The organism is Pseudomonas sp., from assembly GCF_028293835.1.
GTDB lineage: Bacteria > Pseudomonadota > Gammaproteobacteria > Pseudomonadales > Pseudomonadaceae > Aquipseudomonas.
In genome coordinates, this window is sequence record NZ_JAQGNX010000011.1 from 57102 (window position 1) to 69857 (window position 12756).

Sequence of the window (12756 nt, forward strand, 5' to 3'; positions counted from 1 at the left end):
AACAGATCAAAAAACCAACAGCCTGCTATCACATGGCGAATTGGCGAGCATTGTTCCGACTCCGAAAGGGTGTAGTAATTCCCTAAACGGCGACGGAGTAACCTCTGGCTATATCATTGGGTCAACGAAAGTTGATCCCCGTAGCGCGCGATTATCTAGTAGGCCGCGTTACAACGCATCATGTCCGATGAACTATTTTTTGCTTTTATGCCTAATAAATCCGGGCACCCCATGGCAAACGGCCGTTTAGCTCTCAAGTAAAAGTGTCACTGGGCCATCATTGACTAGATGCACTTGCATATCCGCACCAAACTGGCCCGTCTCGACCGGACGGTGCATGCCTTTTGCCTTCGCTAATAGATAGCTGAACAGTTCAGCGCCCAACGCAGGTGGCGCTGCCCTGGAGAAGCTCGGACGCAGACCACTTTTGGTGTCGGCGGCCAACGTAAACTGCGACACCAGGAGCAACCCTCCACCCACGTCGATCAACGACAGGTTCATCTTGCCTTCGGCGTCGCTGAACACTCGATAGTTCAGCAACTTGTGCAACAGCTTGTCGGCACTGGCCGGTGTGTCTTGAGGCTCGACAGCCACTAACACCAGCAATCCCTGATTGATGGCACCCACTGTTTCGCCCGCGACTTCAACCCGGGCACTGCTCACGCGCTGCAAAAGACCTTTCATCGACGACCGTTATGCCTCTTCCGGAGGCAAATCGAGCAAGCGACGGCCAATCTGGTTCGCTGCACGGACCAGTGCGTCAGTGATGCACGGTTCAGACGCCGAGTGCCCGGCATCACGAATGACCTGCAACTCGCTATTCGGCCAGGCTTGATGCAATTCCCAGGCATTATCCAGCGGACAAATCACGTCGTAACGACCGTGCACGATGATACCCGGCAGGTGGGCAATTTTCGGCATGTCCCGAATCAGCTGATTTTCTTCAAGAAATGCATTGTTGGTGAAGTAATGGCATTCGATACGCGCGATCGACAGCGCGCGCTGCGGCTCGGAGAACCGGTCTACCACCGCTGGATTGGGCCGCATCGTTGCACAACGTCCTTCCCACGTTGACCAGGCTTTGGCCGCATGCATCTGCGCGATCTGGTCGGGGCCGGTCAAGCGCTTGTGGAAAGCACTCAGCAAATCGCCACGCTCATCCTGCGGAATCGGCGCCAGGTAATCCTGCCAATAATCCGGAAACAGACGGCTCGCGCCTTTCTGATAGAACCATTCGATGTCCTGCGGGCGGGCTAAAAATATGCCGCGCAGAATCAATGCATGAACTCGCTCTGGGTGGGTTTGCGCGTACGCCAGTGCCAGGGTCGAGCCCCATGAGCCGCCGAACAGCACCCATTTTTCAATACCCAAGTGCTTGCGGATGCGCTCAAGGTCTTCCACCAGATGCCAAGTGGTATTGTTGTCGAGGTTGGCGTGGGGGGTCGAACGGCCGCAGCCGCGCTGATCAAACGTGATGATGCGGTACATGTTCGGATCAAAATACCGGCGGCTCTGTGCATCGCAACCAGCCCCCGGCCCCCCGTGAATAAACACTACCGGCAGACCTTCAGGTGTGCCACTTTCATCGACGTACAACACATGAGGCTTTTCCACAGCCAGATCGTGCCGGGCGTAGGGTTTGATCTGCGGGTACAAAGTCTGCATAGGTGCTCCAAAGGGGCTTTTATTCATTCTGGCGTTTGGCATCATAAACCCGAATCACGGATTGATCATGCCCTTAGCGAGATAGGGGCTTCTCGGGTGGAAGGTCAGGTGGAACGATCAATGCAAGCATTTAGCCAATTGTAATTACTCGCGAACCAGACAGCCTTACCTCTGTCGAAACGACTAGAGTAAAACATCCCCACTCCTGATTCGTCTGCTCGTTAGAGGTCGTATTGATGTCAGAGGAACCGCTTGTTCGTGACACCGAGGTGGTAGCTTTTCGCGCCGCTGTACTCGAAAAGCTCACTTATGCGGTGGGCAAGGATCCTGATCATGCGTTTGAGCATGACTGGTTCGAAGCCGTCGCCCTGGCCGCCCGCGACCACATGGTCGAACACTGGATGGACCATACGCGGCAGATCTACCGCAAAGGTCAGAAACGCGTCTACTACCTCTCTCTGGAATTTTTGATCGGTCGCCTGCTTTACGACAGCCTGAGCAACCTGGGGTTGCTGGAAATCGCCCGGGAGGCAATTGCCGAACTGGGCGTGGACCTGGAACGCATTCGTTTGCTGGAACCCGACGCCGCACTGGGTAATGGCGGTCTCGGTCGCTTGGCCGCGTGCTTCATGGAAAGCATGTCGACCCTCGGCGTTGCCGCCCACGGTTACGGGATTCGCTATGAACACGGGCTGTTCCGCCAGGCCATCGTCGACGGCTGGCAGCAGGAACAAACCGAAAACTGGCTGGACTTCGGCAACCCTTGGGAGTTTGAGCGCGCCGAGGTGATCTACCCCATCGGTTTTAGCGGCAGTGTTGAAACCCTGGTCAATGAAGCCGGCGAGCAGCGACAAGTCTGGCGACCTGCGGAAACCGTGCGGGCGGTTGCGTATGACACGCCCGTCGTCGGCTGGCGTGGTTCGAGCGTGAACACCCTGCGCCTTTGGCGAGCGCGAGCGGTAGAAGACTTGCACCTGGAACGCTTTAACGCCGGCGACCACTTCGGTGCCGTGGCAGAAGTCGTCCGTGCAGAAAGTATTTCCCGCGTGCTTTATCCCAACGACAGCACCGAAGCCGGCCAGGAATTGCGCCTGCGCCAAGAGTATTTCTTTGTCTCGGCCTCGCTGCAGGATTTACTGCGACGTCACCTGAACATGCATGAAACGCTGTACAGCCTGGCCGACCATGCAGCAATCCAGATGAATGACACCCACCCTTCGATTGCCGTGGCGGAGCTGATGCGTCTGCTGATCGACACCCACGGTATTGCGTGGGATGCCGCGTGGAAAATAACCGTCAACACCCTGGCCTACACCAACCACACCTTGCTCCCCGAGGCGCTGGAAACCTGGTCGGTCGGTTTGATGGAACGGATGCTGCCGCGGCACATGCAGATCATTTACCTGATCAACGCATTGCACATTGATCAACTGCGTGAGAAAGGCATTCATGACTTCGACGTGCTGCGCGCGGTGTCGTTGATCGAGGAAGACAACGGCCGCCGGGTTCGCATGGGTAACCTGGCGTTCCTTGGCTCGCACAGCGTCAACGGCGTGTCGGCCTTGCACACTCAACTGATGCGCAAGACCGTGTTCGCTGAGCTGCATAAGCTGTATCCCGACCGGATCAACAACAAAACCAACGGCATTACATTCCGCCGCTGGCTGCATCAGGCCAACCCGACGCTGACCGGCATGCTGGTGGACGCGTTGGGGGCTGACGTCCTCGATAATGCTGAAACGCGCTTGATCGAACTTGAACCGTTTGCGGAGAAAGCTTCGTTTCGCAAACAGTTCATGGAGCAGCGCCTGAAGAGCAAAAAGGCGTTGGCAAATATTATTCACGAGCGTTTGGGGATCGTGGTCAAACCGGAGGCGATGTTCGACGTTCAGGTCAAACGTATCCACGAGTACAAACGGCAGTTGCTGAACCTGTTTCACACCGTCGCGCTGTATCAAGCGATGCGGGCTGAGCCGGAAACCGACTGGGTGCCAAGGGTCAAGATTTTCTCGGGTAAGGCGGCGGCGAGCTATCACACGGCCAAGCTGATCATCAAACTGACCAACGACATTTCCCGTACGGTTAACAACGACCCTACGTTGCGCGGCATGCTGAAAGTCGTGTTTATGCCCAACTACAACGTCAGTCTGGCGGAAAGCATTATTCCCGCAGCCGATTTGTCGGAACAGATTTCAACGGCGGGCCTGGAGGCTTCGGGCACCAGCAATATGAAGTTCGGGCTCAACGGAGCGCTGACCATCGGCACGCTGGACGGTGCCAACGTGGAAATGAGTGAGCAGGTCGGCGTTGAACACATGTTCATTTTTGGCCTGACCTCGCAGCAAGTGGAAGCCCGCAAACGCATCGGCGACTACAGCGCAGCTGGGGATGTAGCCGCGTCGCCACGGCTCAACGACGTGTTGCAGGCGATCCGCGGCGGGGTGTTCTCGCCGGATGATCCGAACCGCTATGCAGGTTTGATCGACCAACTGATCGCCTATGACCGTTTCTTGGTGTGCGCCGACTTTGAGTCGTACTGGCAGGCCCAGGCCAAGGTTGAAGCCATGTGGCATGACCCGAAAAGTTGGTGGCGCTCAGCGGTGCTGAACACCGCACGCATGGGCTGGTTCTCGTCGGACCGAACCATCCGCGAGTATTCCAACGACATCTGGAAGGCACTGGAGGAGTGATGTTCAAAGCCATCCCGCTGTAGGGGTCCAACTTGTTGGCGAGGCGATTGATCTGGCACACTGCCTCAGGCCTCTCGCCAACAAATTGGCTCCTACAGGTTTCAAGGCTGCTTCAAGGAATGACTGCGCGTGAAATGGATTCTATTACTGGCCGGGCTGGTGCTGGGCTTGGTGTTCGACGAGTCTTTACTCGGCGCCATTATCGGTGCGCTGGCCGGTTTCGCCTTGGGGCTGGCCCTTCGTGTCGGCCAACTCAATCGCCGCTTGGACAGCACACAGCAGTCGCTTGAAGTCATTCAACAACGGTTAGCCTCGCTGGAATCTGCACCCAGCATTCCCGAACCCGCACCGTCCCCTGCAGGAGCGCCTCCCGATCTCACCTGGGATTTGCCCGTCAACGATGAATGGGTCAAGCCCGCCGTCGCCGCTCCGCAGATTTCCGCAGCGACACCTCACGCCCCGAACCTGATCGAACGTGCTGTAGCCGCTGCCCACCAATGGCTAGTCGGCGGCAATACCGTGTTGCGAGTCGGCGTGGTGCTGCTGTTTCTCGGCCTTGCCTTTCTATTGCGCTACGCCACGGAAGGCGTGGTTATCTCACTGGAAGTCCGCTACGCCGGAGTGGCTGCCGCCGCACTGGCGCTTCTCGCGTTGGGCTGGTGGTTGCGAACACGTAACGCCAATTACGCGCTCATCCTGCAGGGCACCGGTGTCGGTGTGTTGTACCTGACGATCTTCGCCGGCATGCGCTTACACACGCTGATCGACCCCAGTGTCGCGTTCGGCCTGCTGGTGGCGATTACGCTGTTCTCCGGCATTTTAGCGGTCACCCAAAACGCGCTAGGACTGGCAGCGGCCGCTGCGCTCGGCGGTTTCGCAGCGCCCCTGCTGACTTCCACCGGCGCCGGCAGTCACGTCACGTTGTTCAGTTATTTCGCCCTGCTCAACGCCGGCATCTTCGCAACCGCCTGGTTCAAGGCCTGGCGTTTGCTGAACCTGATCGGTTTTGTCGGCACCTTCGGCATCGGTTTCGCTTGGGGACTGCGCGCCTATACACCGGAGCTATTCTGGAGCACCGAGCCGTTTCTGATTCTGTTTTTCCTGATGTACCTGGCCATCGGCTTGTTGTTCGCCCGCCGCAAACTCCACGAACTCAGCACCACACCCGACGATGATAGCCGCGAGGCCATGTTGCGCTGGTCAGCGCATCAGGGCGATTACGTTGATGGCAGCATTTTATTTGGCCCGCCCATTGTTGGCTTCGGCCTGCAATTCGCATTGGTCGGACACCTGCAGTTCGGCGCAGCCTACAGCGCACTGGCACTCGGCTTCCTTTATATGGGGCTGGCAAAACTCTTGGCTGGACGCGCCCCAGGTCGCGCCTTGTTACTGGTCGAAACCTGCCTGGCCTTGGGCCTGGTCTTCGGTTCATTGACGATCCCGCTGGGGTTAGACGCACGCTGGACATCCGCCGCCTGGGCCGTGGAAGGCGCAGCGGTGTTTTGGCTAGGTTTACGTCAGCAACGAACCTTGGCGCGCGTTTTCGGGCTGTTGCTGCAGCTCGGTGCGGGAGTGGCGCTGTTTGGCATCTGGCAGGACGTTTATGGGTGGAAAGCCTACATCGGCCTGGCGCTTGATGATTTCTGGACCCCGTTTATCGTCGCGCTGGCAGCGATGATCAGCGCATGGCTACAACAGCGGTTGATGCCCCTCGACACCGTGAACAGCCGACGACTTGGCACAGCCCTACTGGCGTGGGCTGCAACGTGGTGGGCCGTGGCCTTGGTGAGGGGCGTACAGCGTTTTGCCGCCATCGAGATGCAGACTCATTGGTTACTGCTGCTGGTGGCACTCAGTGTTTCGATCTGGACCCTCGTGGCGTTGCGCCTGCGCTGGTCGGGACTGGCGGTCCTGTGCACGTTGCTCATGCCCGCTGGCAGCGTGCTGTTATTGGTGTCTTTGAACGCAAATTTTCACCCGTTCGCCCATTGGGGTTGGCTGGCATGGGCCGCCGTAGTGGCCGCGCACTTAGTGTCGCTGCGACGCCTCGCCGACCTACTACCGCATTGGGCCAACAGCGCAGCACATGTCATCGGCTGTTGGCTAATCGTCAGCGTATTGGCCCTGGAACTGCGCTTCGGTTTGATGCAGTTGTCTGAGCATTACAATGCTTGGCGCTGGCTGGGCTGGGCATTGCTGCCGAGTGCTTATCTAGTGTTGATGGCTGCGCCGCGCCGCTTGCCTTGGCCTATCGGGACTTACCCGAGGGAGTATCGAGTGTTGGCCGCAGCCCCCTTGGCGGCGTTGATGCTGATGTGGTTCTGGCTGGCGAATATATTCAGCGATGGGGCCGCCGACCCACTGCCCTATCTGCCGCTGATCAATCCCCTGGAGTTGGGCCTGTTGTTCGCACTGGCCGGCGTGTTTGTGTGGATGCGCAGCCAATTGAGTCAGCTGGGCGCCACGTCTGCCGTTGCTCAACGCAGCGCACAGCTGGTAGCGGGTATTGGTGTGTTTGCACTGCTCACTGCAATGGTCATGCGCACCGCGCATCATTGGAGCGGCGTGCCGTATGAGCTGAACGATTTGCTGGCTTCTATGCGGGTTCAGGCCGGATTGTCTATCGTCTGGACGCTCATGGCCTTGGCATTGATGGTCGGTGGTCACGTTCACGGACGACGGGAAATATGGATCGCCGGTGCTGCGCTGATCGCAGTGGTGGTCGCCAAACTGTTTTTTGTCGAGCTCAGCGACCGTGGCGGATTGGAGCGCATTATTTCGTTCATCGGAGTGGGCGTGCTGTTGCTGATAGTGGGCTACTTTTCACCGTTACCGCCTAAACCTGTCCAGGCACCGGTGTCGTGACCTAGAGCGCTCCACGGCTGACGGCCCTGAGCCTGTTACGAACAGCACTTGAAAAATCGTAACGAGGTGCATCTGCTGGAAGTCGTTTAACAGCTACTCTCAACCGGTACGTGAACTCTATTAGTCAGATCCCGGTCTGACAGCAGTATTACCTGCCCACTCGCGTTAAACTGCCCGGGCTTTTTATCCCCCACCTACGGAGCTCTCCATGTCCCGCGTTACCCTGAGTCGTTATTTGATTGAGCAGACCCGCAGCAACAACACTCCTGCCGATCTGCGCTTCCTTATCGAAGTGGTGGCACGCGCCTGCAAGGAAATCAGCCATGCCGTCTCCAAAGGCGCATTGGGTGGGGTGCTCGGCAGCATGGGCACTGAAAACGTACAGGGCGAAGTGCAGAAAAAGCTCGACGTGATCTCTAACGAAATCCTGCTCGAAGCCAATGAATGGGGCGGTCACCTGGCCGGCATGGCCTCCGAAGAAATGGACAATGCCTACCAGATTCCGGGCAAATACCCGAAAGGCGCGTACCTGCTGGTATTCGACCCACTGGACGGTTCGTCAAACATCGATATTAACGCCCCGGTCGGTACTATTTTCTCGGTGCTGCGCTGCCCGAACGAATACTTGAGCCAGAACGAAGCCTTGAACGAGAAGGCCTTTCTGCAGCCAGGCACCGAGCAGGTAGCCGCCGGTTATGCCCTTTACGGCCCGCAGACCATGCTAGTGCTGACCCTTGGGGACGGCGTCAAAGGCTTCACCCTGGACCGCGAGATGGGTAGTTTCGTACTGACCCACGAAGACATCAAAATCCCGGAATCCACCCAGGAATTCGCGATCAACATGTCAAACCAGCGTCATTGGGAGGCTCCGGTACAACGCTACGTCGACGAGTTACTGGCCGGTGAAGACGGCCCGCTGAAGAAAAACTACAACATGCGCTGGGTCGCCGCGATGGTTGGCGACGTACACCGCATTCTGACCCGTGGCGGTCTATTCATGTACCCCCGCGACAGCCGCGAGCCATCCAAGCCCGGAAAACTGCGCCTGATGTACGAAGCCAACCCAATGTCGTTCCTGGTTGAACAAGCGGGCGGCATGTCCACCAACGGCCACCAGCGCATCCTCGACATCCAGCCAGAAGGCCTGCACCAGCGAGTTGCGGTGTTCCTGGGTTCCAAAGAAGAAGTGGAACGCGCCACGTCTTACCACAAGGCGTAATAATTGGCCGCGCCCTGGCAGCCGTTGCTGGAATGGTGGTTCGGTTTAGCCGGATCGCCATTTGGTGTTGGGGCGGCAGCCGACGGCCGAGTAGGCTTTGTACCTGCAGGAACATAGTCCAGGTTCTGATCTGCTAACTACCCACCAGGCACATGGACACCTTGACCCTCTTCGATGGCAGCGGTACATGACCAATTCCCTGGTCGTCAATCTTTCGTGACTCTTCTGCTCCATCAAGGCTGGCGATGTATTTTCGGCCGGTCATCCGTTCTGCCGTTTCGCTATCGGTTGCGCGGAACATCAGCACAAGCGGCTTTGGCTGCGGTGGGGGGTTCTCTACTGCTGCCATCACTCTCCGGTGCCGAGCTTCCCCTTCAAAATGCTTCCAGTCAAAGTAGCGCGCTTCCGGTTTGATCAGCGACCACTCGCCGCGCTCGATCTCTTGCCAGACGAAATGATCGAGATTGATCATCAACTCCCGCCGCAACTCGGCCAGCCCTTCAATTCGCTGGTACCTGGCTGAAGCTCGTTTAATCAGCACTATTGCTTCAGCGGGAGGGTAAACATATTTATCCTCCCCTATTTTGAGTTTGCGACGATGTATCAACCTCATGCATATGATCCATCGTGCCAGTAGTCGGAGCCCGTCGTTCCGCTGACTTCATGAGTTGTGAAATTGGTGCGATAGGCAAAAGTAACAGCTTCCAATTGGGTGACATGAGCGAATGCGGGGTCCCGCCAATGCGGCATTGTCAGGCTAATATGGGTAATGACGGCGTCCTTAAACTCCATGGTGTAAAAGTGCTCTTGAAAGCCATTGGGTGATATTCGGTACCAGTCCAGCTTACAAGGCTAAGTGTTTCACCCGTGCGCCACGCTTCGAATATCAACGGTGTCGCCTTATCAAACGCCTTGGTGATCGTTACGGGTCCATGCACGCGACCACTGGATTGCGCACCCTCAGGCCGATAAAAATGTTGCTGAAAGGACTCCACCAGAATTTGATCTTCTCGACCAAGTTGGTAGTTATTACCAATTGATTCTAATGTCGAGCAGCCTTCGGTAATTAATTTTTGTTTCTCGCCGACGAGGGTTAAATAGGGTGGCATTGGCATGGTCGTACTCCTTGGCTTGTGCAGTGGTTGTTTAAACGGAATTATTTTTTGGTAAAGCTCGTGCAAAGCAAATATGGCTCATAGCGCCAGAACCATAGTAAGCCCTACGACGCCAGTCACGGGTATGGTGTCCAGGGTTTGCCTACGCTCAGAATAATTTTATAGCGCTCTTCTTCGGGGTGTTTGCGGTCCTTAAAGCGATCCATTTCTAATGTCGCCTGATACTTATCGCCGGCATACCAATATGTTGTCCCACCTTTATTTACATCGCGTAATTGAGCGCGCCATTGCGGTGTATCAGCGAAGGAAAGGAATGTTTTTTGTTTTTTATTGATCCACCCGGCCCGACGCCATTGTTCTTGTAAATCTAGAACTACCGCCAGGGCGTCATTGAGTAGCAAAGGCTCAATATGCGGAGAAATACGAACGTCCCCAAGGATGTTGTCCTTGAATCCCATGGTGAAGCGACTACCAACTGGGGTGACAAACCCATATTGCGGATCGATGAACCGTAATCGCGCGTTGGACTCTGCCTCGCCCCACCATGTCCCCCCGCCTGAGTAAAGTGGATTGAAACGGGCTGACGAATGTTTCCGCATGTCTTGGTAAGTTCCACCAATCTCAACTACGATCTCGCGCTCGTAGCACGACCGTAAGGCGAATGTAGCCCATAGAGCCAGAATGATGATTAAGGCCCAGCGACGCCAACTCATGGGTAAGGTGTCCACGGTTTGCCTACACTCAGAATAATTTTATAGCGCTCTTCTTCGGGGTGTTTGCGGTCCTTAACCCGCCCCATTGTTAACGTGGCCTGATACTTGTCGCCGGCATACCAATAAATTTGCGCGCCTTTGTCGCGCAATTGAGCACGCCATTGCGGTGTATCGGCAAAGGATGGGTTGCTTTGCTGCTTTTTATTGACCCACCCGCCCCGACGCCATTGTTCTTGTAAATCCAGAACAACCTTCAGGGCGTCATCGAGTAGCAAAGGCTCAATATGCGGAGAAATACGAACGTCCCCAATGATGTTGTCCTTGAATCCCATGGTGAAGCGAGTGCCAATTGGGGTGACAAACCCATGTTGCGGATCGATGAACCGTAACCGTGCGCTGGACTCTGCCTCGCCCCACCATGTTCCCCCACCCGAATAAAGCGGATTGAAACGGGCCGACGAATGTTTTCGCATGTCTTGGTAAGTTCCACCAATCTCCACGACGATCTCGCGCTCGTAGCACGACCGTAAGGCGAATGCTGCCCATAGCGCCAGAATGATAATTAAGGCCCAGCGACGCCAACTCATGGGTAAGGTGTCCAAGGTTTGCCTACACTCAGGATGATTTTATAGCGCTCTTCTTCGGGCCGTTTATGATCCTTAAAGCGATCCATTTCTAACGTGGCTTGATACTTATCACCGGCATACCAAAAAGTTTGTCCGCCCTTGTTCACGTCGCGTAATTGAGCCCGCCATTGCGGTGTATCAGCGAAGGAAGGGAATGGTTTTTGTTTTTTATTGATCCACCCGCCCTGACGCCATTGTTCTTGTAAATCCAGAACTACCGTAAGGGCGTCATCCAGTAGCAAAAGCTCGGTATGCGGATACATAGTTGTATGGGTGATAATGTTGTCGTCGAATGAAACCGCGAGAAAGCTGGCCAACGGTGTCGTGAATCCGTATTGAGGGTCAATCAATCGTAATTGCGCGTTGGACTTGGCGACTCCATACCAAGTATGACCCCGTATGAGTGGACTAAACCGAGCTGACGAGTGCGTTCGCATATCTTCATAGGTTCCACCTATCTCCACTGCGATCTCCAGCTCGTACCAAGCTTGCAAGACAATTGCGATGTATAACATCAGAAGTGCCAGGCAGAGCCAGTATCGCCGCTTCAACGGACACCCGCCCCTTCGGCAACTGCCTTGATTGACTGTTCCAGCGAGGGACGATTTGCGTCACCCAGCATCACATCGAAACGTTCTGCAGCGCGCAGCACGAAAGCCATGCGCTGTTTGAAATTCGACAAGTCCGCGATGGGATTGCCACTAAAGCTGATAGTGCGTCCGTCCTCGACTGGCTGACATTGACTCGCCAGGGTTAACTCAATCGCTTGGGCCACACCCGAAGGGAAGCCAGTCACAAAGGACACATGGTTGCCGCGCAGCAGCAGTTGAAGCTGTTGATCTTCGTAGATGGTCGGCTGCAGGATATTTCGTTGCTCATGTTCCGCCAGTTTCCTCACGCTCTCGGCAATATCCCCCCGTTCTATCGCCTCGAAGGCCTGCAAGATTTCTTCATGGTTAAGACCAAACTCGAGCGTCGCCTTGCCCACAGGCCACAACACCGGAAATTTCGGATAACCATAAATACCCGCGCGTTTTTCCAGACAGGTCTTTAGCTCTTCAATCCCACGCTTTTTGTAAAACGCGTGCAGCGGAAAGATATCCAGAAACAACGTGGTATTACCTAGCGCCATCATTTCGTAGACGTGCTTGAACTGTTGTTGCATCAAGGATAATGGTTCCGCTCCCAAACCAAGACTGCTTAACGGAACGGGGTTGTGGTTGCGGCCGGTTTGATATTCCTCCAGTGCCTGCCGATCCATATGTTTGGGGATATATGCCCCCAGAAAACCGGGATTCGATTCCGAGTTGGAGTCGAGTAAGCGCTGCCTGGCGTCGCGTTCCGCCTGAATAACCTCGTTGGTATTCGCTGCATGCAACAACCGCAACCCACTTGCTTGGAGGCAAACGCTGCAAGCCCGGCCCACTGGAAACGATTGTCGTGCAGCCACAGTCGGCCGTAGGCGGCGTTGATGGCGCGGTTGCGTTCGATGGGGTCGGCGATCAGCACGCCACCGGGGGCGACGATTTCTTCGGCTTCGCGCTGGAAAACCCGCCAGATTCCCGAGCAGGTCAAAAACGGCACATCGACAACGTCCTGCATGACCCCGTACAACTCGATCCGGCGCGTCTCGCACTCTTCGATCGGTTTTGTGTTGTGGTTCAACAACTGCGTGTCGCATTTGTGGTCTTTGAAACACCGGGTCATGGCGCTGGCTCCTGACAGGAATTTCGCCACACTACCAGCCGAAAGCCGTCAAAAAACGCGGCAAAAAAAATCAAGAAACGTCCTACTAACTAAGCGTAAAAGCCCTTCAAACGCATCAGAAAAAGCCCACACCCCCCCCGGAATCACCGAGACTGT

At 55.9% G+C, this 12756-nt stretch carries 10 protein-coding genes and 2 pseudogenes; 4 read left to right on the top strand and 8 right to left on the bottom strand.

What is annotated here, in order from left to right:
• Positions 1–246: 246 nt before the first annotated feature.
• The gene (gene dtd / locus JWR17_RS01265) at positions 247–684 is read right to left on the bottom strand and encodes a D-aminoacyl-tRNA deacylase (RefSeq protein WP_299827526.1); all 438 of its coding nucleotides are present in this window, start codon (positions 682–684) and stop codon (positions 247–249) included.
• A 9-nt stretch (positions 685–693) separates the two neighbouring features.
• Positions 694–1665, bottom strand: coding sequence for a prolyl aminopeptidase (gene pip, locus JWR17_RS01270; RefSeq protein ID WP_299827528.1), 972 nt, complete (start codon positions 1663–1665; stop codon positions 694–696).
• Between the two features lie 236 nt (positions 1666–1901).
• Between pip and JWR17_RS01275 the strand changes: the two genes are divergently transcribed.
• From JWR17_RS01275 to JWR17_RS01285, 3 genes are all read left to right on the top strand, one after another.
• A complete protein-coding gene (locus JWR17_RS01275; RefSeq protein ID WP_299827530.1) occupies positions 1902–4355 on the top strand; it encodes a glycogen/starch/alpha-glucan phosphorylase in 2454 nt (817 codons plus the stop codon).
• Positions 4356–4484: 129 nt separating this feature from the next.
• Positions 4485–7220 carry a DUF2339 domain-containing protein gene (locus JWR17_RS01280; RefSeq protein ID WP_299827531.1) on the top strand — a complete coding sequence of 912 codons (2736 nt, stop codon included), beginning with the start codon at positions 4485–4487 and terminating at the stop codon, positions 7218–7220.
• Positions 7221–7428: 208 nt separating this feature from the next.
• On the top strand, positions 7429–8439 hold the full coding sequence (locus tag JWR17_RS01285) for a class 1 fructose-bisphosphatase (RefSeq protein ID WP_299827533.1): 1011 nt from the start codon (positions 7429–7431) through the stop codon (positions 8437–8439).
• A 133-nt stretch (positions 8440–8572) separates the two neighbouring features.
• Here the strand turns inward: JWR17_RS01285 and JWR17_RS01290 are convergent, their stop codons facing one another.
• From JWR17_RS01290 to JWR17_RS01315, 6 genes and pseudogenes are all read right to left on the bottom strand, one after another.
• Positions 8573–9052, bottom strand: coding sequence for a hypothetical protein (locus tag JWR17_RS01290; RefSeq protein ID WP_299827535.1), 480 nt, complete (start codon positions 9050–9052; stop codon positions 8573–8575).
• Positions 9049–9554: pseudogene (locus tag JWR17_RS01295) on the bottom strand (Hcp family type VI secretion system effector). Before JWR17_RS01295 ends, JWR17_RS01290 begins: the two are co-directional and overlap by 4 nt.
• Before the next feature lie 116 nt (positions 9555–9670).
• Positions 9671–10267, bottom strand: a complete 597-nt coding sequence (locus JWR17_RS01300) for a hypothetical protein (RefSeq protein ID WP_299827537.1) — start codon at positions 10265–10267, stop codon at positions 9671–9673.
• Positions 10264–10854, bottom strand: a complete 591-nt coding sequence (locus JWR17_RS01305) for a hypothetical protein (protein ID WP_299827538.1) — start codon at positions 10852–10854, stop codon at positions 10264–10266. The genes JWR17_RS01300 and JWR17_RS01305 overlap by 4 nt, the downstream gene beginning before the upstream one ends.
• Positions 10851–11408: a hypothetical protein gene (locus tag JWR17_RS01310; protein ID WP_299827540.1), complete on the bottom strand. Its 558-nt coding sequence runs from the start codon at positions 11406–11408 to the stop codon at positions 10851–10853. The genes JWR17_RS01305 and JWR17_RS01310 overlap by 4 nt, the downstream gene beginning before the upstream one ends.
• A gap of 32 nt (positions 11409–11440) precedes the next feature.
• A pseudogene (locus JWR17_RS01315) lies at positions 11441–12402 on the bottom strand (hypothetical protein).
• Here JWR17_RS01315 and JWR17_RS01320 point away from each other — a divergent pair.
• A complete protein-coding gene (locus JWR17_RS01320) occupies positions 12334–12615 on the top strand; it encodes a hypothetical protein (protein ID WP_299827574.1) in 282 nt (93 codons plus the stop codon). The pseudogene JWR17_RS01315 and the gene JWR17_RS01320 sit on opposite strands and share 69 nt — an antisense overlap.
• The last annotated feature ends 141 nt before the right edge of the window (positions 12616–12756 follow it).

Excerpts from the sequence above, each read along its gene's own strand:
- JWR17_RS01310 (WP_299827540.1), bottom strand. The coding sequence starts at position 11,408 with ATGTTATACATCGCAATTGTCTTGCAAGCTTGGTACGAGCTGGAGATC.
- JWR17_RS01300 (WP_299827537.1), bottom strand. The coding sequence starts at position 10,267 with ATGAGTTGGCGTCGCTGGGCCTTAATCATCATTCTGGCTCTATGGGCT.
- JWR17_RS01305 (WP_299827538.1), bottom strand. The coding sequence starts at position 10,854 with ATGAGTTGGCGTCGCTGGGCCTTAATTATCATTCTGGCGCTATGGGCA.
- JWR17_RS01290 (WP_299827535.1), bottom strand. The coding sequence starts at position 9,052 with ATGAGGTTGATACATCGTCGCAAACTCAAAATAGGGGAGGATAAATAT.
- JWR17_RS01285 (WP_299827533.1), top strand. The coding sequence starts at position 7,429 with ATGTCCCGCGTTACCCTGAGTCGTTATTTGATTGAGCAGACCCGCAGC.
- JWR17_RS01275 (WP_299827530.1), top strand. The coding sequence starts at position 1,902 with ATGTCAGAGGAACCGCTTGTTCGTGACACCGAGGTGGTAGCTTTTCGC.
- dtd (WP_299827526.1), bottom strand. The coding sequence starts at position 684 with ATGAAAGGTCTTTTGCAGCGCGTGAGCAGTGCCCGGGTTGAAGTCGCG.
- pip (WP_299827528.1), bottom strand. The coding sequence starts at position 1,665 with ATGCAGACTTTGTACCCGCAGATCAAACCCTACGCCCGGCACGATCTG.